The sequence below is a fragment of the Methyloversatilis sp. genome, from assembly GCF_965284615.1.
Taxonomy (GTDB): Bacteria; Pseudomonadota; Gammaproteobacteria; order Burkholderiales; family Rhodocyclaceae; genus Methyloversatilis.
The window spans coordinates 177,347-199,782 of the sequence record NZ_OZ260098.1; the positions used below are offsets into that span (position 1 = coordinate 177,347).

Genomic DNA, 22,436 nt, shown 5'->3' on the forward strand with positions numbered 1-22,436 from the left:
GCGGTTCGCGGCCGGCGTCCAACACGGATAAAATCATCCCATGTCCGCACACGCCATGACCCCTTCGGTCAACCTGACCGGCCATTTCCTGATCGCCATGCCCGCCATGGCGGACAAGAATTTCGCGCGCACGCTGACGCTGGTGTGCGAGCACAACGAACAGGGCGCGCTCGGTGTCATCGTCAACCGGCCGATCGACATGTCGCTCGAAGACCTGTTCGAGCGCATCGACATGTCGCTCGAATCGCCGCGCTTCCAGGGCCAGCCGGTGTATTTCGGCGGCCCGGTGCAGACCGACCGCGGCTTCGTGCTGCATCGTCCGGTCGGCGACTGGCAGTCCAGCATCGACGTTGGCAACGGCCTCGCGCTGACCTCGTCGCGCGACGTGCTGCAGTCGCTCGGCCACGACGGCGAACCGGACGACGTGCTGGTCACCCTCGGTTACGCCGGCTGGCAGGCCGGCCAGATCGAGTGGGAACTGGCGCAGAACGCCTGGCTCACCGTACGCGCCGACCCGGAAATCATCTTCGGCCTGCCGCCGGAAGAGCGCCTGATCGCCGCAATGCAGCTGCTCGGCGTCAACTTCGCGTCGCTGTCCGACGTGGCCGGGCATGCCTGAGCCGGTCGCGCTGCCCGCGCGCGGCACCGTGCTGGCTTTCGATTTCGGGGAGAAGCGCATCGGTGTCGCCGTCGGCGAATGCGAACTGCGCAGCGCCTCCGCACTGACCACCTTCGATGCCGAAACCAACGACGCCCGCTGGTCGGCGATCGGCCGCCTGCTCGATGAATGGAAACCGGCGCTGCTGGTGGTCGGTCTGCCGCTGTCGCCGGACGGCGAGGCGCACGACATGACGGCCCGCGCGCAGCGCTTCGCCCGTCAACTCGAAGGCCGCTATCGGCTGCCGGTGGCGCTGCAGGACGAACGATTCACCTCGGCCGAAGCCGACACCCAGCTGCGCGATCGCGGCCAGCACGACTGGCGCGAACGCAAGAAACACCTGGACGCACACGCGGCCCAGCTCATCCTGAAGGACTATTTCGATGTCACTGCCTGACGCAGAAAAACTGCTGGCCGATCTGGCGGCGCAGATGCGCCCGCAGGTCACGCCGGACACCGCGCTGGTCGGTCTGCATACCGGCGGCGTATGGCTGGCGCAGCGCCTGCACGCGCTGCTCGGCCTGACCCAGCCGGCCGGCTCGCTCGACGTGAGCTTCTACCGCGACGACTATGCCAAGCGCGGGCTGTCGCGCGACACGCGCTCGTCCGCGCTGCCTTTTGACGTCGAGGGGCGGCATCTCATCCTGGTCAACGATGTGCTGCACACCGGCCGCACGATACGCGCCGCACTGAACGAACTGTTCGACTACGGCCGCCCGGCCAAGGTCGAACTGGCGGTGCTGATCGATCGCGGCGGACGCCAGCTGCCGGTGGCGCCGACCTACTGCGCGACGCGGCTCGAACTGGCCGAAGGCACGCGGGTGAAGCTGGCGCAGGACGGCGAGCGGCTGGCGCTGCGTCTGCTGCAGGAGCAGGAATGACCATGGCCCGCAATCCACAACTGAACAGGCACGGCGAGCTGCAGCACCTGCTTACCACCGAGGGCCTGCCGCGCGATGTGATCACGCGCATCCTCGACACCGCCGAGCCCTTCGCCGGTGTCGCCGAGCGCGAGGTGAAGAAGGTGCCGCTGCTGCGCGGCAAGAGCGTGTTCAACCTGTTCTTCGAAAACAGCACGCGCACGCGCACCACCTTCGAAATCGCCGCCAAGCGCCTGTCGGCCGACGTGATCAACCTGAACATCGCGACCAGCTCGACCAACAAGGGCGAAACCCTGCTCGACACGGTGGACAACCTGGCGGCGATGCAGGCCGACATGTTCGTCGTGCGCCACGCCTCCAGCGGCGCGCCCTACCTGATCGCGCAGCACCTCGAAGCGACCGGGCGCGACCACATCCACGTCGTCAATGCCGGCGACGGGCGCCACGCGCACCCGACGCAGGGGCTGCTCGACATGTACACGATCCGCCACTACAAGCGCGACTTCACGCAGCTGTCGGTGGCCATCGTCGGCGACATCCTGCATTCGCGCGTGGCGCGCAGCCAGATCCACGCGCTGACCACGCTGGGCGTGCCCGATCTGCGCGCGATTGCGCCGAAGACGCTGCTGCCGCACGACATCGAGCGCCTCGGCTGTCGTGTCTACAACGACATGCGCGAAGGTCTGCGCGGCGTCAACGTGGTGATGATGCTGCGCCTGCAGAACGAACGCATGCAGGGTTCGTTGCTGCCCAGCGCACAGGAGTATTTCAAGTTCTTCGGCCTGACCGAGGACAAGCTCGCCGTGGCCAAGCCCGATGCCATCGTGCTGCACCCGGGGCCGATGAACCGCGGCGTCGAGATCGACTCGGCGGTGGCCGACGGCCGCCAGGCGGTCATCCTGCCGCAGGTCACTTTCGGCATCGCGGTGCGCATGGCAGTGATGGCCATGCTGGCCGGAGGGAACGCATGAAGATCCACATCAAGGGCGGCCGGCTGATCGATCCGGCGCAAGACATCGACGCACCGACCGATGTGTACATCGCCGCCGGCAAGGTGGTCGCGCTAGGAACGGCGCCCGACGGCTTTCACGCCAACCGCGTCATCGACGCCAGCGGCCTGGTCGTCGCGCCGGGCCTGATCGACCTCTGCGCGCGGCTGCGCGAGCCCGGCCTCGAATACCGTGCGACGCTGGAGTCGGAAGTCGCGGCCGCGGTGGCCGGTGGCGTTACCAGTCTGGCCTGCCCGCCGGATACCGATCCGGTGCTCGACGAACCCGGCCTGGTCGAAATGCTGAAGCACCGCGCGCGCATGCTGAATCTCGCCCACGTCTACCCGCACGGCGCGCTGACCGCCGGCCTGAAGGGCGAGCGGCTGACCGAAATGGGCGAACTGCACGATGCCGGCTGTATCGCCTTCTCGCAGGCCAACGTTCCGGTGGCCGACACGCAGGTGCTGTTCCGCGCGATGCAGTACGCGGCCACCTTCGGCTACACCGTGTGGCTGCAGCCGACCGACATGCATCTGGCGGCCGGCGGCGTGGCGCACGAAGGCGAGGTGGCGGCGCGGCTGGGCCTGACCGGCATTCCGGTGCTGGCGGAAACGCTGGCCATCGGCCAGATGCTGCAGCTGGCGCGCGCTACCGGATGCAAGCTGCATCTGGCGCGCATTTCCAGTCGCGCCGGCCTGATGCTGATCGACCAGGCGCGACTGGACGGCATGCAGGTGAGCTGCGATGTGGCCATCCACGCACTGCATCTGTGCGATGTCAACATCGGCTATTTCGATCCGCAGTGCCGCACCGTGCCGCCGCTGCGCGCACAGTTCGACCGCGAGGCGCTGCGCGCCGCGCTGGCCGACGGCCGCATCGACGCGCTGTGTTCGGACCACACGCCGGTTGACGATGACGCCAAGCAGGTGCCGTTCGCCGAAGCCGAGCCGGGCACCACCGGCCTCGAACTGCTGCTGCCGCTGACGCTGGCCTGGGCGCGCGAAATGCGCCTGCCGCTCAAGGTTGCGCTGGCGCGCATCACGGCCGACGCCGCCCGCGTGCTCGGCCTGAATGCCGGCCATCTGCGGGTGGGCGGTGCGGCCGACGTGTGCATCTTCGATCCGGAGGCGCCGGTGCGCATCAGCCGCGAATCGCTGCGCAGCCAGGGCAAGAACACGCCCTATCTGGGCCGCGAACTGCCCGGTCGCGTCAGCGCGACGCTGGTGTCGGGCCAGGTGGTGTACGAGGCGCCGGTCCGCCATTGAAGGCTTCGGGTGCGGCGTCGAGCCGCACCTCGAATTCGACCGACTGCAGCTGCAGTCCGTGCGCATCCTCCAGCGCCAGCCGGTAACGGCCGGGGCGCGGACTCCACAGCGCGCGCCCCTCGATCGCCGGCAGGCGCTCGTCATTGATCACCCACTGCAGGCCCGGCCAGCCCGGCCGCGCCTCCAGCAGCATGGCCTGGCGCCCGGCCGGCAGGCCGGCGCTCACCAGCTTCACGCCTGTCGTCGGCTGCACGATGCGCGGCCGGCCGAACAGGTCGCGCACGGTGGCGTCGGCGAAGGCCTGCTGCGTGCCGGGCAGGAAATACTCCTCCCGTTCGGCTTCGATTTCCGGTTCGAAACGCAGGCGCACGCCTTCGAGCCCAGGTGGCGGCGGCGCCGCTTCGGCCGGAATGGGGTCGATGGCGGCGGCGACCGAAAGCCAGGTGGCCGCCACCGGACGTGCCGCGCGCAACGCGATCGTGTAGCGGCGCGTCCAGCCGACCGACCAGTGCGTCGCGCGGTCGCTCGAGCGCCCGTGCATGACGGCGTGCCAGTCATGTGCGTCCGGCGTCGTGCGCGTGGACAGCAGGTCGCCGACCAGCCACGCCACCGGCGATGCCCACAGTCGCTTGCCGCTGCGATCCACGCCGCGCCATTGCGCCGCCTCCAGCGCCCACGGCGTCCATACGCCGTCGTTGGCGAGCGTGCGGAAGGCGTTGGCCATCTCGGGCAGGCTGGCACGGCTGCCGTTGGTCGCCGAGGCGTCGATGCCGTGCGCGCGCAGCGCGGCGGTCAGCGTGTCGTCGCCGATCAGCGCGCGTACGCGCAGTGCCGGAATTTCGGCCGCCTGCGTCAGCGCCGCACGCGTGCTGAGCGGCTGGCCACTGCCCTGCAGGCCAGGGGGCAGCGCCCGGGTGACGAAGTTCGGGCTGTCGTCGAAGACCGACGCCGCGCTGATCCAGCGCTGGTCCAATGCCAGTCCGTATGCGAACGCGTGCAGCGTGCTGCCGGCCGGGAGCCGGCGCACCGCCGCGTCGGTGTCGTCCGGACCGCCGGCCCACACCAGTGCTTCCCCGCTCGCGTTGTCCAGCACGACGACAGTGACGTCGGCGCGCTCGCGACCGAGCGCGTCCAGCGTGCGCCGCTGCAGCCGTGCGTCGAGCGTCGTGGCGCGCTGTTCGCCCGGCTCGCGCAGCAGGCGGCGGGCCAGCGGCTGTGCTTCGGTCCAGCGCGGCTCCAGCCGGTAGCGCTGAGTGAGCACCTGATTGGCGAGGGCCCGCAGTTCGGCGCAGGCGGGCGCCGGTTTGAGCTTCAGCGCCACCGCGCAGGCACGCTGCGCGACTCGTTCGGCCGGCGCGTTCGGGCCGCGCAGCAGCGCCGCCAGCAGCAGCGCCTCGCGTGCATCGACGGCGTCCGGATCCTTGCCGAACAGGCCGCGGGTCGCGGCTGAAATGCCGCGCAGTTCGCCGCGGAAGGGCGCGAGGTTGAAATAGGCTTCGAGGATCTGCGCCTTGTTCCAGCGGCGCTCGATTTCGCGCGCGGCGGCGGCCTGGTCCCATTTCTGGCCGACGCTGCGGCGCGTGCCCTGCAGGCGCAGCGCCGGATCGATCAGGCCGGCCAGCTGCATGGTCAGCGTCGATGCGCCGCGCGGACGGCGGCCTTCCAGCGTGCGCCAGAGGTTGTCCCAGGTGGCGCCGGCGAGCGCCGTCCAGTTGACGCCCGAATGTTCGAGAAAGCGCTTGTCCTCGGCGATCAGCAGCGCGCGCACCAGTGGCGGCGACAGCGTGCGCGCGCCGACCCAGTCGAGCCGACGCTCGTCGAAATCGACGCGCACCTCGGCCAGCGGCTGGCCGTAGCGGTCGAGCAGGCGCGCTTCCGACGAGCGCCAGCTGTCGCGGACGGTGTCGAACGAGGGGGCCTGAGCCTGGGCTGCGGGGGGGCCGAGCAGTACGAGACAGGCCAGCGCACGGCGTGCGCGCTGGCCCGTGCTCGCGTTCATCGGCCGACGATGCACGCGCGCGTCAGTTCAGCACGCACTCAGCGTGCATTTGTCGCCCGAGGCCTGGCGCTCGACCGTCACGCGTGCCAGCTGAGGCAGCTGCGGAGCGAGCTGTCGCCACAGGTAGTGACAGAGGTTCTCCAGCGTGGCGGGGCCGATGCCCTCGACCTCGTCGAGGAAGCGGTGGTCCAGTTTCTCGCGGACTTCGGCCAGTGCGGCACGGAACACCGCCAGATCCAGCAGCATGCCGCTGGCCGGGTCCGGCTCGCCGCGCAGCGTCACCTCGGCGTGATAGGTGTGGCCGTGGATGCGCAGGCTGGATTCGGTTTCCACTTTGCGGCGCAGGGTGTGGGCAGCTTCGAAGAAGAAGCGCTGGCTCAGTTCAACAACCATCTCGATACGTCCAAAAAGGGCAGCTCGCGGAATGCGGCGCTGCCCTGGGTCAGCGACGGTCAGCGTATGCCGACCGCCTTGTGCGTCTGGAAGCTGAGCCTCCAGCGCGGGTGCTGCATGCACCATTCGATCGCCCAGCGGGCGTTGTCGGCCGCAGCCGCATTGTCCATCGGCTGCACCAGGAAGTGCTCGAAATCCCAGTCTTCCATCGCGGCGAGATCGAGGCCGTCCTGCGGCACGACCACTTTCAGTTCCTGACCGCGGCGCTGCACCACCACGTTGCCGGCTTTCGGGCTGACGCACACCCAGTCCAGTCCGGCCGGCGCTTCCATCGTGCCATTGGTTTCGACGGCGATTTCGAAGCCGCGCGAGTGCAGCGCGTCGATCAGCGCGGCATCGACCTGCAGCAGCGGTTCGCCACCGGTCAGCACGACGAAGCGTGCGCCGCCGGCGCCGGTCCAGCTCGCGGCGATGATGTCGGCCAGTGCGTCGGCTTCGTAGCGGCCGCCCAGCGTGCCGTCGGTGCCGACGAAATCGGTGTCGCAGAAGCGGCACTGCGCGGTGGCGCGATCCTGTTCGCGGCCGCTCCACAGGTTGCAGCCGGCGAAGCGGCAGAACACGGCGGCGCGACCGGCGTTCAGGCCCTCGCCCTGCAGCGTGTAGAAGATTTCCTTGACCTGATAAGCCACGACAGATGCCAGTAATGGCGAAAAACACGCTAGGGTATCGCGTTTGAAGGATTTTTCCACCTGATGACCGACGCCACCACCCAGCAGCCTTACGCCGATCTGAACCCGGACACCGTGCTCGACGCACTCGAAGCGGCCGGTTTCGTGGTCGATGGTCGCCTGCTGGCGCTGAACAGCTTCGAGAACCGCGTCTATCAGGTCGGCGTGGACGACGGTCCGCCGGTGATCGCCAAGTTCTACCGGCCGGCGCGCTGGAGCGACGATGCGATCGCCGAGGAACACGCCTTCTGCCGCGAACTGGCCGAGCACGAGATTCCGGTCGTTGCGCCACTCGACCTGCCCGGCGGCGGCACGCTGGCCTGCCACGCCGGCTACCGTTTCGCGGTGTTCCCGCGTCGTGGCGGCCGTGCGCCCGAACTGGACCGCAGCGACACGCTGGAGTGGATAGGCCGTTTCATGGGCCGCATTCACGCGCTCGGCGCTGTGAAACCTTATCTGCACCGGCCTACGCTGGACATTGCCAGTTTCGGCGACGAACCGGCCGCCTATGTGCTCGATGGCGGCTTCGTGCCGCCGGAACTGGAGAAGGTGTATCGCGGCGTGGTCGCGCAGGCGCTCGACGGCGTGCGCGCCGCGTTCGAGCGCGCCGGCGAGGTGAAACGCATCCGCACGCACGGCGACTGCCACGTCGGCAACATGCTGTGGGTCGATGGCCAGGGGCCGCACTTCGTCGATTTCGACGACAGCCGGATGGCGCCGGCCATCCAGGATCTGTGGATGCTGCTGTCGGGCGACCGCGCCGACCGCGCGCGCCAGCTGGGCGACGTGCTGGCCGGCTACGAAGAATTCTGCGACTTCGATCTGCGCGAGCTGCACCTGATCGAAGCGCTGCGTACGCTGCGCCTGATTCACCACAGCGGCTGGATCGCCCGCCGCTGGCAGGATCCGGCCTTCCCGGTGGCCTTCCCGTGGTTCGACACGCCGCGCTACTGGGAGGCGCGCATTCTCGAACTGCGCGAACAGATCGCGGTGATGGACGAAGCGCCGCTGTGGCTGGTGCCCGGCATGCGCTGAGCGGGCCTCAAGGCACCTGCGAGTAATGCATGCGCCCGGCGATGCGCGCCGCGTGCGCGGCCAGCCGCGGGCCGAAGGTCTTTTCGTACTTGCGCGGGTTGGGCAGCATGACGGCCAGCCGTGCCGCCTGTTCAGGGCCCAGCTTCGCCGCCGGGATGCGGTAGTAGCGCTGCGCCGCCGCCTCGGCGCCGAACACGCCGTCGCCCCATTCGACCACGTTCAGATAGATTTCCAGAATGCGCCGCTTGTCCATCACCGCTTCCATCATGAAGGTGATCGCGGCCTCCTGGGCCTTGCGCACATAGCTGCGGCTGGGGCTGAGGAAGAGATTCTTCGCCAGCTGCTGACTGATGGTCGAGCCGCCGGCCACCGCGCGGCCCTTCTTGCGGTTCTTTTCCATCGCCTTCTGGATGCCCTCCCAGTCGAAGCCCTCGTGATCGACGAAAGCGTCGTCCTCGGCGGCGATGACGGCGCGCTTCAGGTGTACCGAGATGCGCTCGTACGGCACCCACTGGTGGCGCAGCTGCGCGTCCGGCTTGCGCTCGCGCATTTCATCGAGGCGCAGCGACATGAAGCGGGTCTGCGACGGATTGAACTGCGTCCACCACAACAGATGGGCGAACACCCACACCTGATAGGCGAGCACCAGCACCACGGCACCGGCGAGCAGCCACTTCAGCGTGCGCAGCAAAGAACGCATCGGAGGCTCCGTTTCAGGCCAGCGGCGGCAGCGCGGCGCGCAGCGTCGCGCGCACGGCGGCAGTGTCCGGACGCACGCCACGCCACAGCGTGAAGGCCTCGGCGGCCTGTTCGACCAGCATGCCCAGACCGTCAGCCAGCCGTGCCGCGCCCTGCGCCCGCGCCTGCTTCAGATATGCGGTGAGGCCACGGCCGTAGACCATGTCGTAAGCCAGGCTGTCCGGCGCGTACAGGCCGGCAGGCAGCGGCGGCGCCTCGTCGCTGAGGCTGGCGCTGGTGGCGTTGATCACCACGTCGTAGGGCGCGTCGGCGGCGTCCGCCCAGCCGCCGGCGCGGAGCGCGCCACGCCCGTCGTGGCTGGCGAACTGCGCCTGCAGCGCGCGCGCCTTGTCGGCCGTGCGGTTGGCGATGAACAGCCGGGCGACGCCGGCGTCGAGCAAGGGCAGGATAACGCCGCGCGCCGCGCCGCCGGCGCCCAGCAGCAGCACGCGTGCGCCGGACAGCCGGCAGCCCAGCGTTTCGAGGTCGCCGACCAGCCCGGCGCCGTCGGTGTTGTCGCCCAGCACGTCGTCGCCGAACACGAAGGTATTCACCGCGCCGGCCAGCCGCGCCCGCTCGGTCAGGCGGTCGGCCAGACGCCAGGCCTCTTCCTTGAACGGCACGGTGATGTTCATGCCGCACCCGCCGCTCGCCCGGAACGCGGCAACCGCGTCGGCGAAGCCGTCGAGCGGTGCCAGCAGCGCCTCGTAGCTCAGGTCCTGCGCGGTCTGCGCGGCAAAGGCGGCGTGGATGGCCGGCGACTTGCTGTGTGCGATCGGGTTGCCGATGACGGCGTAGCGGTCGGTCATGGGGTGTCAGCGTGATTCGAGCTGGTCGCCCTGGGTGAAGCTCCAGGTGCGGGTGATGGACAGGATTTCGTATTCGCGCCGGATGTCCGGCGGGAAGGCGGCGTAGGGGGCGGCCATGCGCACGATGCGGATGGCGGCGTCGTCGAGCACCTTCTGGCCGGACGAGCGGTTCAGGTCGATCTTCTCGATTTCGCCGTCGGCACGGATTTCCACCGTCAGCGTCAGATTGCCGTAGAGCTTGCCGCGCGCCGCCGGCGGATAGTTCAGGTTGCCGATGCGTTCGACCTTCTGCCGCCAGTCCTCGATGTACTGCGCGAAGCGGTATTCCTGCGTGCGCGCGCCGACGAATTTCTTGCGCGGACGCTTGTTGTAGTCGTCCACGTCGCGCGCGATCTCCGCCTCCATCCGTGCCATCGCCATTGCCCTTGCGGCGAGGTCGGCGCCGCTCAGGGCCTGCAGCGGCTGTGGCGACGGGTCGGGCTGCTCCAGCCGCCGTTCTTCCGGACGCAGTTCGGTCTTCGCCTGCAGTTCGGCCAGCAGCTTCTGCTGCTGCGCTTCCATCTCCTGCACACGGCGCTGCGTCTCGACCAGCTGGTCGCCGGCCTTGTCGCGCCGGCTGGCCGGCAGCGGCGTCTTCGCACGACGGTCCTGGTCGGTGTTGCCGCCGCCGTCGAGGTTGGCCTGCGCCAGCGCCTTCGGATCGATCGGTTTCTGCTTGCTGCGCGCATTGACCAGCACCACTTCGAGCGGCTGGTCCTTCGCCTTCTGCTTCGGCTTCAGGTCGGGCGCGAAGTTGATTGCCAGCACGAAGGCATGGATCAGGATGGACAGCGCGATGCCCAGGGCCAGCGGCGGAACGCCAGCCGGTGCCGCCGACACCACGGCGCTGGCGCCCGATGGTGCGGAAGCAGCGGCAGCATGGGTGCGGGAACGGACGGCAGCGCTTTTCTTCGACATGGCGCGGGATTTTACAGGTGGGCGGTGAAATACCGCCGCCCGCGCGCGAATCTGCGCCGAAGGCGGACCGGAGCCGTCATCGACGTCGCCTATACTCGGGCGCCTGACCTGTTTCGCTGCACTGCAACTTCATGGATCTGCTGCTGATCAAGGCCGTCATCCTCGGCATACTCGAAGGGCTCACCGAATTCCTGCCGATTTCGAGTACCGGCCACCTCATCATCGCCGGCAGCCTGCTCGGCTACACCGACGAAACCAGCCGGGTGTTCAAGATCGTCATCCAGCTCGCCGCCATCCTGGCGATCTGCTGGGAGTACCGGCGCAAGCTGATCGACGTGACCGCCGGTCTGGGGCGCGAACCGGCCGCCAACCGCTTCGTGCTGCACGTGCTGGTCGCCTTCCTGCCGGCCGCCGTGCTGGGCTTCCTGTTCCACGGCATCATCAAGACCTATCTGTTCAACCCGCTCACCGTGGCCGGCGCGCTGATCGTCGGCGGCGTCATCATCCTGGTGATCGAGCGGCGCAATCACACGCCGCGCTACGAAACCACCGACGACCTCGACTGGCGGGCTGCGCTGAAGGTGGGTTTTGCGCAGGCCATCGCGATGTTTCCCGGTGTGTCGCGCTCCGGAGCGACCATCATGGGCGGCCTGGTGTTCGGTCTGTCGCGCCGCGCCGCCACCGAATTCAGCTTCTTCCTCGCCATCCCGACCATGATCGCGGCGACGGCTTACGACGTGTACAAGAACTGGGCGCTGCTGCGCGTCGAGGACCTGCCGGTGTTCGCGGCCGGCTTCGTGTCCTCCTTCCTCGCCGCCTTCTTCAGCGTGCGCTGGCTGCTGCGCTACATTTCCAGCCATACCTTCGAGCTGTTCGCCTGGTACCGCATCGTATTCGGCCTGTTCGTGCTGGCGAGCGCCTGGTTCGGCTGGGTGGACTGGGCCGATCACTGATGCAGAAACTGCTCTACTTCCACGGCTTCCGCTCCGGACCGCAGTCGGTCAAGGCGCAACAGTTGCGCGCCCACCTGGCCCGACAAGGGCGGGCGGACGATCTGTGGTGCGAGCAGCTTCCACCGGGGCCGCAGGACGCGATCGCGCTGATCGAAGCGGTGCTGCGGCCGGCGCTCGACGCCGGCACCGAGGTGGCGCTGGCCGGCTCGTCGCTGGGCGGCTTCTACGCGCTGCACCTGGCCGAGAAGTACGGCCTGCGCGCCGCGCTGATCAATCCTGCCGTGGTGGCGCCACTGTCGCTCGGCGACTACGTCGGCGAGCACACGCATATGTATACCGGCGACCGCTTCCGTTTCGAACAGCGTCACGTCGATGAACTGCGCGCGCTCGACGTGGCCGAGGTGACGCGACCGGAACGCTATCTGCTGCTGCTGGAAACCGGCGACGAGGTGCTGGACTGGTGGCAGGCGGTGCTCAAGCTGCGCGGCGCCAACATGATTGTTCACGCTGGCGGCGATCACAGCCTGCAGAGTTTCGCGACGGAACTGCCGCGCCTCACCGACTTCCTGCTGCCCGAGCCGGGCAGCAGCGGGGTCAGCGGAAGTCGCTGACGCGGAAGCGGGCGAGGTCGAAGTTGGTGCCGCGCTCGATCAGTTCGACCGGGTCGAGCCGCACATGGCGGCCATTGATCGACGCGTGCAGCGGGTATTCGGCCGAATAACCGGTGCCGTTGATGGCCAGGCGCACCACCGCGCCGCTGACCGGATCATCAAGCGCCACGGCTTCGCCACTCTGTCTTTCCGAGAACACTTCGAGCGGGCGTGCGGTCGTCGACAGCGTTTCGATGCCTACCGTGCCGCGCGCATCGCGCCCGCGCAGGTAGCGGCGCACGACACCGACCAGCCAGTTGTCGCCACCCGAGGGCTGCATGCCGACCAGCGAACCGACGCGCACCCACTCGGCGCTGGCGGTGGGCGCGGTGGCGCCGATGTCGCCGAGGCTGGCGTCCGACATTTCCCACCGGTAGATCACCGCCTCGTCACGCGCGCCGCGCAGCACGTGGTGCAGGTGCTTGATGCCGTTGGCCACCGCCAGCGCGCCGCCGAGCGAATGCCGACGGTACTGGCGGGTCGGCGGATCGAGCGCCCAGTTCATCGCCAGATGGCGCAGCAGCTTGGCCAACTGGTCGCGCTCCGGCATGTCATCGAGACTGAGCGCGTCCGGCAGATCGCCGCCCTCGACGCGACGGGCAAGTGCCAGCGCCGCGTCGGCGGCGGCGATGCCGGAGAAGAAGCGGATGCCGTCAACCTGCTGCGGCGCGCGCACCAGACGCAGCGGCGGTGCCGGCTGGTTGGCGTCGAGCCAGTGCGTGCTGCCCCGTTCGATGGACGGCGACATCGAGTAGCGCGCGGCGAAATAGCCGGTCAGCTGTTCGGCCAGACGGACGCTGTCCGGTACCAGACCTTCGGGCGCGGCCACGTGCAGCGCGATGAGTCGCAGGTATTCGCGCTCGACCGAGGTCGGCACTTCGTCGGCCGCATTGACCACCTCGCGCGCCTCGGCGCCGGAGGCCTGTGCCAGCAGATAGGCCTGGCCGGCCACCTGCCACAGTCCGGCATCGACCGGACCGTTGTGATAGACGTCCCACTTGAAGCGCTGGCGGCAGGCGCGCACCGTGCGCGAAGCGAGCCGCGACAGGCCGCTCAGCACCGACGCGTGCGTCGGGTCGGAAATGTAGCGATCGAGCGCCACTTCGTAGGCTGACGACAGGATGGACCAGAAGTCGCGGCCGGTGCGCCACACCACGTCCTTGCCTTCAGGGTCGTCGGCGTAGATCTGGTCGAGCTTGCGCAGATGAGGCTGGGCGCTGGAATCGAACTGATAGAGCAGATTGACGTGGTGCGCCAGGTCGATATTGGTGGCATCGCCGACCGATTCGACCCAGCCGGTCAGTTCGTTGATGGCCAGATCCGGCTGGGCGGCGGCGATTTCGGCCAGCACGCGACGAAGCTCGGCCGGATTGCCGAGCACGCTTGCCGGGGATGAAGAGAACACGCCGAACATACCTGCCACCTCCGCCACTCAGGGCTGTCCCTGACTGACACCTGTATGAATGTTTTGTGCCGCGCGGCGATCCGCTGCCGCCGCGTCGCGGGCGGCCAGACCGTACTGGTCTAGAATCCCGACCCTGTAGCGTAACGCGACTGCGCAAACTTTGCCATGCAGCAATATCTCGATCTCATGCGACACGTGCTGGAACACGGCACGGTCAAGACCGACCGCACCGGCACCGGCACCCGTTCGGTGTTCGGCTGGCAGATGCGGTTCGACCTCGCGCAGGGCTTTCCGGTGCTGACCACCAAGAAACTGCACCTGCGTTCCATCATCGTCGAACTGCTGTGGTTCCTGCGCGGCGACACCAATATCGCCTGGCTGAAAGAACACGGCGTCAGCATCTGGGACGAATGGGCCGACGAAAACGGCGACCTCGGCCCGGTCTACGGCGCCCAGTGGCGCAGCTGGCCGACGCCGGACGGCCGCCACATCGACCAGATCAGCGAACTGCTGGCCGGCCTGCGCAACAACCCGGATTCGCGCCGGCACATCGTCAGTGCATGGAACCCGGCGGAAATACCGTCGATGAAGCTGCCGCCCTGCCACGCACTGTTCCAGTTCTACGTTGCGGACGGACGATTGTCCTGCCAGCTGTACCAGCGCAGCGCAGACATATTTCTCGGAGTGCCTTTCAATATCGCCAGTTACGCGCTGCTGACGATGATGGTGGCGCAGGTGTGCGGCCTGCAGCCGGGCGAATTCGTCCATACGCTGGGCGACGCCCACCTCTATTCGAACCACCTTGAACAGGCGCAGCTGCAGCTTTCGCGCACGCCGCGGCCGCTGCCGACGATGTGGATCAACCCCGAAGTAAGCGATCTGTTCGCCTTCCGCCCGGAAGATTTCCGGCTCGATGGCTACGATCCTTGGCCGCACATCCCGGCGCCGGTGGCCGTATGAAGCTGTCGCTGATCGCCGCACTGGCCGCCAACGGCATGATAGGCCGCGACAACGGCATGCCCTGGCACCTGCCGGAAGACCTGAAGCGCTTCCGCGCGCTGACCATGGGCCACCCCATCATCATGGGGCGCAAGACCTGGGACTCGCTGGGCCGGCCGCTGCCCGGCCGCACCAGCATCGTGGTAAGCCGGCAGGACGGGCTGGACATCGCTGGCGCGCGGGTGGTGCCGTCGCTCGATGCGGCGGTCGAACTGGCGGCAACGGTGGAGGGCGGCGACGAAGCTTTCGTGATCGGCGGCGCGCAGCTGTACGCGCTCGCGCTGCCGCGGGTCGATCGCCTGCTGCTGACCGAAATCGCCGACGCCTTCGACGGCGACACGCGCTTCCCCGACTACGATCGCAGCGCCTGGCAGGAAACGGCACGCGAAGAGGCGGTCAGCGCCGCCGGCCTGCGCTACGCCTTCGTCGATTACGCGCGCCGCGCGGCGCAGCCGCGCTAGGCGCGTTGCCGATCGTCTTCAGTCGCGCACGCAGTTGACCGCGTAATCCAGCGCTTCGCCCTCGCCGGTGCCGACCAGACCGTGGATGTCGGTTTCGAAGCCGGGGAAGGCGCGGTTGAACTCACGCGCGAAGCGCAGGTAATTGACGATGGTGCGGTTGAAGCGCTCACCCGGAATCAGCAGCGGGATGCCCGGCGGATAGGGCGTCAGCAGCACGCTGGTGATGCGGCCTTCCAGTTCGTCGATGGCCACGCGGTCGATCTCGCGGTGGGCCATGCGCGCCCAGGCGTCGGCCGGCTTCATCGCCGGTTCCATCGGCGACAGATACATTTCCGTGGTCAGGCGCGCGATGTCGTGCTTCTTGTACATCTCGTGGATGCGCACGCACAGGTCGCGCAGGCCGACCCGCTCGTAGCGCGGGTGGGCGGCGACGAACTCGGGCATTACGCGCCACAGCGGCTGGTTGTTGTCGTAGTCGTCCTTGAACTGCTGCAGCTCGGTCACCATGGTGTTCCAGCGGCCCTTGGTGATGCCGATGGTGAACATGATGAAGAAGCTGTACAGGCCGGTCTTCTCGACGATGATGCCGTGCTCGGACAGGTAGCGCGTCAGGATGCCGGCCGGGATGCCCCAGTCGGCGAAGTCGCCATCGACGTCCAGGCCCGGGGTGATCACCGTTGCCTTGATCGGGTCCAGCATGTTGAAGCCGTCGGCCAGATCGCCGAAGCCGTGCCAGCGTTCGCCGGCGCGCAGCGTCCAGTCCTCGCGCGTACCCAGGCCCTCGTCAGCCAGATGGTCGGGGCCCCACACCTTGAACCACCAGTCGGCGCCGAATTCCGCATCCACCTTGCGCATCGCGCGACGGAACTCGACCGCCTCGGCCAGCGATTCCTCGACCAGGGCCGTGCCGCCCGGCGGTTCCATCATCGCCGCCGCCACGTCGCACGAGGCGATGATGGCGTACTGCGGGCTGGTCGAGGTGTGCATCAGGTAGGCCTCGTTGAACACGTCGCGGTCGAGCGAGCGCGTCTGCGAGTCCTGCACCAGGATCTGCGACGCCTGCGACAGGCCGGCCAGCAGCTTGTGCGTTGACTGGGTCGAGAAAATCATCGACTCCTTGCAGCGCGGCCGGCCTTCGCCGATCGCGTGGTAGTCGCCGTAGAAGTCGTGGAAGGCGGCGTGCGGCAGCCAGGCTTCGTCGAAGTGCAGCGTGTCGATCTCGCCATCCAGCACATCCTTGATCGCCTCGACGTTGTACAGCACGCCGTCGTAGGTCGATTGCGTGATGGTCAGGATGCGCGGCTTCTTGTTTACCGCCTCGCGCGCGAACGGGTTGGCTTCGATCTTGGCGCGGATCACGTCGGGGCTGAACTCGGACTGCGGGATCGGACCGATGATGCCGTAGTGGTTGCGGGTCGGCGTCAGGAAGACCGGAATGGCGCCGGTCATGATGATCGAGTGCAGGATGGACTTGTGGCAGTTGCGGTCCACCACGACGATGTCGCCCGGCGCCACGGTCGAATGCCACACCATCTTGTTCGACGTTGACGTGCCATTGGTGACGAAGTACAGATGGTCGGAATGGAAGATGCGCGCCGCGTTGCGCTCAGACGCCGCCACCGGGCCGGTGTGGTCGAGCAGTTGGCCCAGTTCCTCGACCGCGTTGCAGACGTCGGCGCGCAGCATGTTCTCGCCGAAGAACTGGTGGAACATGCGGCCGACCGGGCTCTTCAGGAAGGCCACGCCGCCGGAGTGGCCGGGGCAGTGCCACGAGTAGGAACCGTCCTGCGCGTAATGCACCAGCGCACGGAAGAAGGGCGGCGGCAGCGAATCGAGGTAGGCGCGCGCCTCGCGCACGATGTAGCGGGCGACGAACTCCGGCGTGTCCTCGAACATGTGGATGAAGCCGTGCAGCTCGCGCAGGATGTCGTTCGGGATGTGGCGCGTGGTGCGCGTCTCGCCGTACAGGAAGATCGGGATGTCGGCGTTGCGGCGGCGGATTTCGGCGACGAAATCGCGCAGATTGGTCAGCACCGCCTCGATCTCGGCTTCGCTGCCGCTGCCGAATTCCTCGTCGTCGATCGACAGGATGAAGGTCGAGGCCCGGCTCTGCTGCTGCGCGAACGAAGTCAGATCACCGTAGCTGGTGACGCCCAGCACGCCCGGACCTTCCTTCTCGATCGCTTCGGCCAGTGCGCGTATGCCCAGACCGGAGGCGTTTTCCGAGCGGAAGTCCTCGTCGATGATGATGATCGGAAACTCGAAGCGCATGGCACCCAACCTTCAAAGTAAAAGAGGGCACCCGACTCGGCGCCCCCGGACTGCAGCAGGACTGCAGGCTTGAAGCGCGCGATGGTATCAGTTCGAGATGGCAAAACAATCGGGGCCGCACAAGGCGGCCCCGCAGGGTGAAACAGGGTGTAAAACGCGGTCAGCCGAGGCGGCGACGCGAGATTGCACCGACCACCGCCAGACCGGCGACGATGAGCGCCCACGACTCCGGTTCCGGCACGGCCGCGACCGCGTAGCTGTCGAGGAACTCGACACGCACGCCGGTGGCGTTGCCGACCTTCTGCGCAACGTTGCTGACGAAGAAGTCCAGCGTATTCACGCCGGACAGGAAGCCGGCGGTGGCCGAGAACGACGTCCAGGAATCGAGGGCCGAGCCGCTCGAAATCGTCGTGCCGTTCAGCTGGATGTAGCCGTTGTTGTCGGCCGCCCAGCGACCGGTGATCCAGGCGGAGGTGATGTCCAGGCCGGTCAGGTCGAAGGAGATCGACCACTTGTACAGGCCCGGCTCGGTCGGATCGTAGCTCTGACGGGCGTTGATGGTCGGCGTCAGCCACTTCGAGTCCGCCGTATTGTCCAGCCAGGCGTAGAACATCGAGTTCAGGCCGGTCTGACGGGTGGTCACGCCGTGGCCATCGGTACCGACAGCGGTGCCGCTGATCGCTTCGAAGGTGTAGTGGGTGTCGATCTTGCCGGAGGCCAGGCCAGCGCCGGTGTTGTAGAGCCCGTCGATCTGGTTCGACTCGACTGCGGCTGCGCCGAAGGACGCCAGCGCGATGCCCGACGCCACGAGAATGCTCTTGAACATGTGAATCTCCGCCTGAAATCTGAAAGTGAGGCGGAGTGTAGGCAGGGGCGAGGTGCACGACCGTTCATAAAGTCACGCTTTCGCCGGCCCCCGGCGGACGCTCTTTGCTGCTCTGCACACAAGCCCTTGAAAGCGCAGGACTTGACCGATTTTTGCAGACCGCGGGCGCGGCCGATCGAGACAATCCTTAACAGTCAGATCTTGGGCAGCGTCACGCCGGTCTGGCCCTGGTACTTGCCGCCGCGGTCCTTGTACGAGGTTTCGCACGGCTCGTCCGACTCGAAGAACAGCATCTGGGCGACGCCCTCGTTGGCGTAGATGCGCGCCGGCAACGGCGTCGTGTTCGAGAACTCGAGCGTCACGTGGCCTTCCCATTCCGGTTCCAGCGGCGTCACGTTCACGATGATGCCGCAGCGCGCATAGGTGCTCTTGCCCAGGCAGACCACCAGCACGTTGCGCGGAATGCGGAAGTACTCGACCGTGCGCGCCAGCGCAAACGAGTTCGGCGGGATGATGCAGGACTCGGCGTCCATCTCGACGAAGGAGTTCGGGTCGAAGGTCTTCGGATCGACGATGGTCGAGTTGATGTTGGTGAACACCTTGAATTCGGACGCGCAGCGCACGTCGTAGCCATAGCTCGAGGTGCCGTAGGACACGATGCGCCGGCCGTCGATGTGGCGCACCTGACCCGGCTCGAACGGGTCGATCATGTGGTGCTCCTGCGCCATGCGGCGTATCCAGCGGTCGGACTTGATGCTCATCTGCGTGCCCTCGATTGCGTGCGCGGCCCCGGACGGCGCCGCAAAAGGACGCAATTGTTGCAAGTTCGGCGCCGAAAAGCACGCGCCGCCTCGCCCCGCCGGACGGCACGGGGCGGGGGCCGGCTCAGCGGCCGTGCGAAGCCGTCGCCGCCGGGCCGGAGTCGGTGATCGGGTTCAGCGTGGTCATGAAGGTCGATTGGCGCAGGCCTTCGTCCACCCAGCGCTGGTGCTCACCGGTCAGCGTCTTCAGGAAGGCGACGAGTGCGGTCTTCTCGTCGTCGTCCAGATGCAGCGGCACGATGAGCGGGCTCTGATCCGGCGCGCCACCGCCGCCTCGGTCGTAGAAGTCCACCACCGCTTCGAGCGTCGATAGCGAGCCGTCGTGCATATAGGGCGCGGTCAGCGCCACGTTGCGCAGCATCGGTGTCTTGTAGGCCCAGCGGTCGTTCGGGTCGAGCGTGATTTCGAAGCGGCCGACGTCGTTCGGTACCTTTTCGCCGATCGAATCGATGCGCTCGGCGGTCATCGTCGTCTGCAATCCGGGCACCAGCTGCACTTCGACCAGCGGCTGCGGCAAGCCGCGCAGCCAGCCGATGCCGGTGTTGTGGTAGCGGAAATCCGAGAACAGCGCCGACTGCTCGCCCATCGCGTGACAGGTGGTGCAGCGTCCCTTGCCGGCGAACACCTCCAGCCCCTGCCGCTCCTGCGCGGTCAGCGCCGTCTCGTCGCTGCCGTAGCGGTAGCGGTCGAAGCGGGAATTGGCGGATACCAGCGAACGCTGATAGCTGGCCAGGGCCTGGCCCACCGTCTCGACCGTCGGTCCGCGGCCGTCGAAAGCGCGCTCGAACGCGCCCTGGTAGTCGGGCAGCGTGCGCAGCTTGTCCAGTACGTGGCCGATCGACGGGTTGGCCATTTCGTTGTGCGCAAGGAAGGGGCCCCACACCTGGGCTTCCAGTTCCCCCTCGCGGCCGTCATGGAACAGGCGCGGGTGGTAGCCCACGTTGAGCACCGTGGGGGCGTTGCGCCGCACCGTGGCACCTTCGTTGCCGATCGCCATGCGCAACTCGTTGGCGGTGAAGCCGTGGTCCGGCACATGGCACATGCCGCACGACATGGTGCCGTTGAACGACAGCCGGCGATCGAAGAAGAGCTTGCGCCCCAGTTCGATGCGTACGGCCGTGGGCGGGTTGTCCGGCGGGTGCGGCATGACAGGCAGACCGAGCGGCACAGCGATGGCCGCCGTGGCCGTATCGTGCGCCACCTCGCCGGCACAGCCGGTCAGCGCGAGCGCCAGCGCGAGCACGCATTCAGGGCGCACGCGGCGTTTCGAGCAGGAGTGTTTCGATGTCATTGAACATGACCTCAGGCATCAGGAAGGCGGTTGTATAGATCTCGCGGACACGTCCGTCGCGATCGATCAGGAAGAGCTTGAGCATGTGGTTGAGCACCCGCGTCGGCCGCCCCTGGGTGTCCAGCTCGACCGACACGTCCTGACCGAGGTCGTCGAGCATGGGTTTCAGATCGGCGACCGAGCGTGTGGTGAGGAAGTGCCAGCGCACCGGGCTCTTCGGATCGGCCAGTGCGCCGGCGTACATGCGCATCGATGCCGCATCGTCATGCGACGGATCGAAGGACAGGCTGACCAGCCTGACCTGGCGTGCCATGTCGGGGCGACGCAGCAGGCGCTCGCGCAACTGCGTCAGCGTCGCGTAGGCAAGTGGACAGCCCACCGGGTCCACGCAGTAGGTGTACATGAACGACAGCAGCGTGATGCGCTCCCGCGTATAGCGGGCGAGCCCGTAGGTGCGGCCGTCGATGTCCACCACCCGCCCGTTGGGCGAGCGCTGTATCGGCGGCAACCGGTAGCTGCCCGCGGCGGGTGCGACGAAATCCTGATGCGGCGTACTGGGCGCGAGTTCGGCGTTGGATGCGCCCTGCGAGCCATCGGCCAGCAGGGCGCCCAGCACCAGCGCCGTCGCCGCCGTGCGGACGCGGCGGAGGATCGGCATCTGCCTGTCTCGTCTCAGCGGTTCGAGGCGAGTTCGGCGAAGCGCTCCTTCAGCCCGGCGGTGTTCGCCGGCTTGGCCGAGAACTTCATGTGATGCGCACGACCCAGCTTGAGCGCATAGAAGTCGATCGAGAACTTCTCGCTGAGCGCCTTGCCGTCCCAGTGGAACAGCTTCAGGAACTGCTGGTCGTCGCCGCCCTTCTTGTCCCAGTTGCCGAGCAGGCTGGTGGTGAAGTAGACCCGCTTGCCGTCCCAGCTCTGGCTCACCATGTTGACCTGCGAACCGATCACCTTCTGGTAGACCTCCTTCGGCGCCTCCGGATTGGAGATGTCGAAGTAGCGCGCGGTGCCGTCGAGGAAGGTGTTTACCCACAGCCCCTTCGCATCGGCGGTGATCGAAATGTTGACCGGCAGCGGCACCTTGGACGGGTCACCGACCGTACCGACCTCCTTCGCCTGCCACTCGCCCTTCGCGTCCTGCTTGATCAGCACGAGTTTCGAGGTGAGCGCGGTGGCCGTGTAGGCCCAGTTGTCGCCGTTCTTCAGCGACCAGCGGATCTCCAGCGGTGCGCCGGGCACGTTCATCACCTTCTGCGGCTTCATCGACTTCAGGTCCCACATGACCATGGTGTTGCCGAAGTGCTTCATCGCATCGGCATCCTTCACCATCTTGCCGAAATCCATCATGTAGTTGTTCCAGCCGGTGAAGCTGGAAGTAAGCAGTGCGTTCTTCTGCGGATTGATGCCGATGTCGTAGCCGTAGCCGTCGGCCATCACGTCGCCGTGCTTGCCGGTCGGCATGTCGTACTTTTCGACGAACTCGCCCTTGTTGTTGTAGATGACCAGCCCGGTACGGCCGCCGTGGTCCTTGTCGTTGGACAGGGCCTGCACCATCATCCGTCCGGGCAGTGCGTAGAAGGTGTGCGGGCCGACGTAGCCGGTCTTCTGCGTGAAGTCGGTAATCGTGTGCACCAGCTTCGGCTTCGCCGGATCGCTGGCGATGTCGAACACGAAGATGCGGTTGTCGTCGAGACGGCCTGCCCACAGGAAGCGGCGATCATCGGTGAAGCCGGTGTGATGCGCCTCGCCGCGGCCGCCGACGGTGACCGAATGGACGACCTTGCCGTAGTCCTTCGACTTCGGATTCACGTCCACCGTAACCAGCTTGTCGGACTCGTCACCCATCCCCTTCACGCCCAGCGTCCACGCGTGGACGAAATCCTCCTGCCCCTTGATCAGCTTCGTCGTGTAGGGCGAATTGCAGGTTTCGTCGGCCTGTGCCGGCAGCGTGCCGCCGAACGAGGCGATAAGGGCGAATGCAAGGGCGGTGGCTTTCAGCTTGCTCATCAGGATTTCCTTCCTCTGGTTGTCGGTCGTGCCGGCCGCACCGGGTGCGGTCCGACACCGTCTCCAGGCTGCGCATGCAAACCGGTTGACGTACCGTTTGGTATGTTTATAGTCGTAACGCGGAGGCATTGGCGCCGCCATTCTTGTCGCTGCAACGCAGCAGCCCGGAGCACTGGATCAGCCATCGTGAAGACTGCCGCTCATCGTTCCGACATGCCTTCCGGCTCGCCGGCCCGGTTCTGTGCTCCGGAACGGCCTCAACGCTACCGCCGGCACGGCAGCGCCACCATCCGGACGAACTCC

General features: G+C 67.3%; 23 protein-coding genes. 10 read left to right on the plus strand and 13 right to left on the minus strand.

Going from position 1 to position 22,436, the window contains the following annotated elements:
- The first annotated feature begins 40 nt into the window (after nucleotides 1-40).
- From ACQ66H_RS00850 to ACQ66H_RS00870, 5 genes are read left to right on the plus strand one after another with little or no spacing between them, the layout of a single operon-like run.
- The gene (locus ACQ66H_RS00850) at nucleotides 41-619 is read left to right on the plus strand and encodes a YqgE/AlgH family protein (protein WP_430432414.1); all 579 of its coding nucleotides are present in this window, start codon (nucleotides 41-43) and stop codon (nucleotides 617-619) included.
- Entirely contained in the window at nucleotides 612-1,055 is a 444-nt protein-coding gene (gene ruvX / locus ACQ66H_RS00855) for a Holliday junction resolvase RuvX (RefSeq protein WP_019915912.1), read from the plus strand. The genes ACQ66H_RS00850 and ruvX overlap by 8 nt, the downstream gene beginning before the upstream one ends.
- Complete coding sequence (gene pyrR, locus ACQ66H_RS00860; RefSeq protein WP_430432415.1) at nucleotides 1,042-1,539, plus strand: bifunctional pyr operon transcriptional regulator/uracil phosphoribosyltransferase PyrR; 498 nt, start codon at nucleotides 1,042-1,044, stop codon at nucleotides 1,537-1,539. The genes ruvX and pyrR overlap by 14 nt, the downstream gene beginning before the upstream one ends.
- Before the next feature lie 2 nt (nucleotides 1,540-1,541).
- Nucleotides 1,542-2,510 carry an aspartate carbamoyltransferase catalytic subunit gene (locus ACQ66H_RS00865; protein WP_430432416.1) on the plus strand — a complete coding sequence of 323 codons (969 nt, stop codon included), beginning with the start codon at nucleotides 1,542-1,544 and terminating at the stop codon, nucleotides 2,508-2,510.
- Nucleotides 2,507-3,793 carry a dihydroorotase gene (locus tag ACQ66H_RS00870; RefSeq protein ID WP_430432417.1) on the plus strand — a complete coding sequence of 429 codons (1,287 nt, stop codon included), beginning with the start codon at nucleotides 2,507-2,509 and terminating at the stop codon, nucleotides 3,791-3,793. The genes ACQ66H_RS00865 and ACQ66H_RS00870 overlap by 4 nt, the downstream gene beginning before the upstream one ends.
- Here the strand turns inward: ACQ66H_RS00870 and ACQ66H_RS00875 are convergent.
- The 3 genes from ACQ66H_RS00875 to queE are packed head-to-tail and all read right to left on the minus strand — an operon-like array spanning nucleotide 3,738 to nucleotide 6,874.
- Nucleotides 3,738-5,792, minus strand: a complete 2,055-nt coding sequence (locus ACQ66H_RS00875; RefSeq protein WP_430432418.1) for a transglycosylase domain-containing protein — start codon at nucleotides 5,790-5,792, stop codon at nucleotides 3,738-3,740. The genes ACQ66H_RS00870 and ACQ66H_RS00875 overlap by 56 nt on opposite strands.
- A gap of 27 nt (nucleotides 5,793-5,819) precedes the next feature.
- Nucleotides 5,820-6,185 (minus strand): 6-pyruvoyl trahydropterin synthase family protein, encoded by a 366-nt coding sequence (locus ACQ66H_RS00880; RefSeq protein WP_020162926.1) that lies wholly within the window; start codon nucleotides 6,183-6,185, stop codon nucleotides 5,820-5,822.
- A gap of 59 nt (nucleotides 6,186-6,244) precedes the next feature.
- Nucleotides 6,245-6,874 carry a 7-carboxy-7-deazaguanine synthase gene (gene queE, locus ACQ66H_RS00885; RefSeq protein WP_430432419.1) on the minus strand — a complete coding sequence of 210 codons (630 nt, stop codon included), beginning with the start codon at nucleotides 6,872-6,874 and terminating at the stop codon, nucleotides 6,245-6,247.
- Nucleotides 6,875-6,937: 63 nt separating this feature from the next.
- On the opposite strand from queE, the gene ACQ66H_RS00890 reads away from it, so the two are divergent.
- Entirely contained in the window at nucleotides 6,938-7,948 is a 1,011-nt protein-coding gene (locus ACQ66H_RS00890; protein ID WP_430432420.1) for a serine/threonine protein kinase, read from the plus strand.
- Nucleotides 7,949-7,955: 7 nt separating this feature from the next.
- Here ACQ66H_RS00890 and mtgA read toward each other — a convergent pair whose 3' ends face one another.
- Genes mtgA through ACQ66H_RS00905 form a run of 3 tightly spaced genes read right to left on the minus strand, consistent with a single transcriptional unit; the run spans nucleotide 7,956 to nucleotide 10,377 of the window.
- On the minus strand, nucleotides 7,956-8,648 hold the full coding sequence (mtgA, locus tag ACQ66H_RS00895) for a monofunctional biosynthetic peptidoglycan transglycosylase (protein WP_430432421.1): 693 nt from the start codon (nucleotides 8,646-8,648) through the stop codon (nucleotides 7,956-7,958).
- A gap of 13 nt (nucleotides 8,649-8,661) precedes the next feature.
- A complete protein-coding gene (aroE, locus tag ACQ66H_RS00900; protein WP_430432422.1) occupies nucleotides 8,662-9,495 on the minus strand; it encodes a shikimate dehydrogenase in 834 nt (277 codons plus the stop codon).
- A gap of 6 nt (nucleotides 9,496-9,501) precedes the next feature.
- Nucleotides 9,502-10,377: an energy transducer TonB gene (locus ACQ66H_RS00905; RefSeq protein WP_430435581.1), complete on the minus strand. Its 876-nt coding sequence runs from the start codon at nucleotides 10,375-10,377 to the stop codon at nucleotides 9,502-9,504.
- Between the two features lie 206 nt (nucleotides 10,378-10,583).
- Between ACQ66H_RS00905 and ACQ66H_RS00910 the strand changes: the two genes are divergently transcribed.
- On the plus strand, nucleotides 10,584-11,405 hold the full coding sequence (locus tag ACQ66H_RS00910; protein ID WP_430432423.1) for an undecaprenyl-diphosphate phosphatase: 822 nt from the start codon (nucleotides 10,584-10,586) through the stop codon (nucleotides 11,403-11,405).
- Entirely contained in the window at nucleotides 11,405-12,016 is a 612-nt protein-coding gene (locus ACQ66H_RS00915) for a YqiA/YcfP family alpha/beta fold hydrolase (RefSeq protein WP_430432424.1), read from the plus strand. Before ACQ66H_RS00910 ends, ACQ66H_RS00915 begins: the two co-directional genes overlap by 1 nt.
- Here ACQ66H_RS00915 and ACQ66H_RS00920 read toward each other — a convergent pair.
- Nucleotides 12,000-13,469 (minus strand): hypothetical protein, encoded by a 1,470-nt coding sequence (locus ACQ66H_RS00920; protein WP_430432425.1) that lies wholly within the window; start codon nucleotides 13,467-13,469, stop codon nucleotides 12,000-12,002. The genes ACQ66H_RS00915 and ACQ66H_RS00920 overlap by 17 nt on opposite strands.
- A gap of 156 nt (nucleotides 13,470-13,625) precedes the next feature.
- Here ACQ66H_RS00920 and ACQ66H_RS00925 point away from each other — a divergent pair, with 156 nt between their 5' ends.
- Together ACQ66H_RS00925 and ACQ66H_RS00930 are read left to right on the plus strand one after the other, a co-directional pair.
- Nucleotides 13,626-14,420, plus strand: coding sequence for a thymidylate synthase (locus tag ACQ66H_RS00925; protein WP_430432426.1), 795 nt, complete (start codon nucleotides 13,626-13,628; stop codon nucleotides 14,418-14,420).
- Nucleotides 14,417-14,920: a dihydrofolate reductase gene (locus tag ACQ66H_RS00930; RefSeq protein WP_430432427.1), complete on the plus strand. Its 504-nt coding sequence runs from the start codon at nucleotides 14,417-14,419 to the stop codon at nucleotides 14,918-14,920. Before ACQ66H_RS00925 ends, ACQ66H_RS00930 begins: the two co-directional genes overlap by 4 nt.
- Nucleotides 14,921-14,938: 18 nt before the next feature.
- On the opposite strand, the gene ACQ66H_RS00935 is transcribed toward ACQ66H_RS00930, so the two are convergent.
- The 6 genes from ACQ66H_RS00935 to ACQ66H_RS00960 form a co-directional block, all read right to left on the minus strand.
- The gene (locus ACQ66H_RS00935) at nucleotides 14,939-17,191 is read right to left on the minus strand and encodes an Orn/Lys/Arg decarboxylase N-terminal domain-containing protein (RefSeq protein ID WP_430432428.1); all 2,253 of its coding nucleotides are present in this window, start codon (nucleotides 17,189-17,191) and stop codon (nucleotides 14,939-14,941) included.
- Nucleotides 17,192-17,351: 160 nt separating this feature from the next.
- The gene (locus ACQ66H_RS00940; RefSeq protein WP_430432429.1) at nucleotides 17,352-18,017 is read right to left on the minus strand and encodes a PEP-CTERM sorting domain-containing protein; all 666 of its coding nucleotides are present in this window, start codon (nucleotides 18,015-18,017) and stop codon (nucleotides 17,352-17,354) included.
- Nucleotides 18,018-18,211: 194 nt separating this feature from the next.
- Nucleotides 18,212-18,778, minus strand: a complete 567-nt coding sequence (gene dcd, locus ACQ66H_RS00945) for a dCTP deaminase (RefSeq protein ID WP_019915891.1) — start codon at nucleotides 18,776-18,778, stop codon at nucleotides 18,212-18,214.
- Between the two features lie 124 nt (nucleotides 18,779-18,902).
- A complete protein-coding gene (locus ACQ66H_RS00950) occupies nucleotides 18,903-20,129 on the minus strand; it encodes a cytochrome-c peroxidase (protein WP_430432430.1) in 1,227 nt (408 codons plus the stop codon).
- Nucleotides 20,086-20,787: an SCO family protein gene (locus tag ACQ66H_RS00955; RefSeq protein WP_430432431.1), complete on the minus strand. Its 702-nt coding sequence runs from the start codon at nucleotides 20,785-20,787 to the stop codon at nucleotides 20,086-20,088. The genes ACQ66H_RS00950 and ACQ66H_RS00955 overlap by 44 nt, the downstream gene beginning before the upstream one ends.
- 14 nt (nucleotides 20,788-20,801) lie before the next feature.
- Nucleotides 20,802-22,133 carry a selenium-binding protein SBP56-related protein gene (locus ACQ66H_RS00960; protein ID WP_430432432.1) on the minus strand — a complete coding sequence of 444 codons (1,332 nt, stop codon included), beginning with the start codon at nucleotides 22,131-22,133 and terminating at the stop codon, nucleotides 20,802-20,804.
- Nucleotides 22,134-22,436 lie beyond the last annotated feature (303 nt).

Excerpts from the sequence above, each read along its gene's own strand:
- ACQ66H_RS00930 (WP_430432427.1), top strand. The coding sequence starts at position 14,417 with ATGAAGCTGTCGCTGATCGCCGCACTGGCCGCCAACGGCATGATAGGC.
- ACQ66H_RS00875 (WP_430432418.1), bottom strand. The coding sequence starts at position 5,792 with ATGAACGCGAGCACGGGCCAGCGCGCACGCCGTGCGCTGGCCTGTCTC.
- ACQ66H_RS00950 (WP_430432430.1), bottom strand. The coding sequence starts at position 20,129 with ATGACATCGAAACACTCCTGCTCGAAACGCCGCGTGCGCCCTGAATGC.
- ACQ66H_RS00870 (WP_430432417.1), top strand. The coding sequence starts at position 2,507 with ATGAAGATCCACATCAAGGGCGGCCGGCTGATCGATCCGGCGCAAGAC.
- ACQ66H_RS00960 (WP_430432432.1), bottom strand. The coding sequence starts at position 22,133 with ATGAGCAAGCTGAAAGCCACCGCCCTTGCATTCGCCCTTATCGCCTCG.
- ACQ66H_RS00910 (WP_430432423.1), top strand. The coding sequence starts at position 10,584 with ATGGATCTGCTGCTGATCAAGGCCGTCATCCTCGGCATACTCGAAGGG.
- ACQ66H_RS00920 (WP_430432425.1), bottom strand. The coding sequence starts at position 13,469 with ATGTTCGGCGTGTTCTCTTCATCCCCGGCAAGCGTGCTCGGCAATCCG.
- ACQ66H_RS00880 (WP_020162926.1), bottom strand. The coding sequence starts at position 6,185 with ATGGTTGTTGAACTGAGCCAGCGCTTCTTCTTCGAAGCTGCCCACACC.
- ACQ66H_RS00915 (WP_430432424.1), top strand. The coding sequence starts at position 11,405 with ATGCAGAAACTGCTCTACTTCCACGGCTTCCGCTCCGGACCGCAGTCG.
- ACQ66H_RS00850 (WP_430432414.1), top strand. The coding sequence starts at position 41 with ATGTCCGCACACGCCATGACCCCTTCGGTCAACCTGACCGGCCATTTC.
- ACQ66H_RS00940 (WP_430432429.1), bottom strand. The coding sequence starts at position 18,017 with ATGTTCAAGAGCATTCTCGTGGCGTCGGGCATCGCGCTGGCGTCCTTC.
- ACQ66H_RS00935 (WP_430432428.1), bottom strand. The coding sequence starts at position 17,191 with ATGCGCTTCGAGTTTCCGATCATCATCATCGACGAGGACTTCCGCTCG.
- aroE (WP_430432422.1), bottom strand. The coding sequence starts at position 9,495 with ATGACCGACCGCTACGCCGTCATCGGCAACCCGATCGCACACAGCAAG.
- dcd (WP_019915891.1), bottom strand. The coding sequence starts at position 18,778 with ATGAGCATCAAGTCCGACCGCTGGATACGCCGCATGGCGCAGGAGCAC.
- mtgA (WP_430432421.1), bottom strand. The coding sequence starts at position 8,648 with ATGCGTTCTTTGCTGCGCACGCTGAAGTGGCTGCTCGCCGGTGCCGTG.
- ACQ66H_RS00925 (WP_430432426.1), top strand. The coding sequence starts at position 13,626 with ATGCAGCAATATCTCGATCTCATGCGACACGTGCTGGAACACGGCACG.
- ACQ66H_RS00865 (WP_430432416.1), top strand. The coding sequence starts at position 1,542 with ATGGCCCGCAATCCACAACTGAACAGGCACGGCGAGCTGCAGCACCTG.
- pyrR (WP_430432415.1), top strand. The coding sequence starts at position 1,042 with ATGTCACTGCCTGACGCAGAAAAACTGCTGGCCGATCTGGCGGCGCAG.
- ACQ66H_RS00955 (WP_430432431.1), bottom strand. The coding sequence starts at position 20,787 with ATGCCGATCCTCCGCCGCGTCCGCACGGCGGCGACGGCGCTGGTGCTG.
- ACQ66H_RS00890 (WP_430432420.1), top strand. The coding sequence starts at position 6,938 with ATGACCGACGCCACCACCCAGCAGCCTTACGCCGATCTGAACCCGGAC.
- ruvX (WP_019915912.1), top strand. The coding sequence starts at position 612 with ATGCCTGAGCCGGTCGCGCTGCCCGCGCGCGGCACCGTGCTGGCTTTC.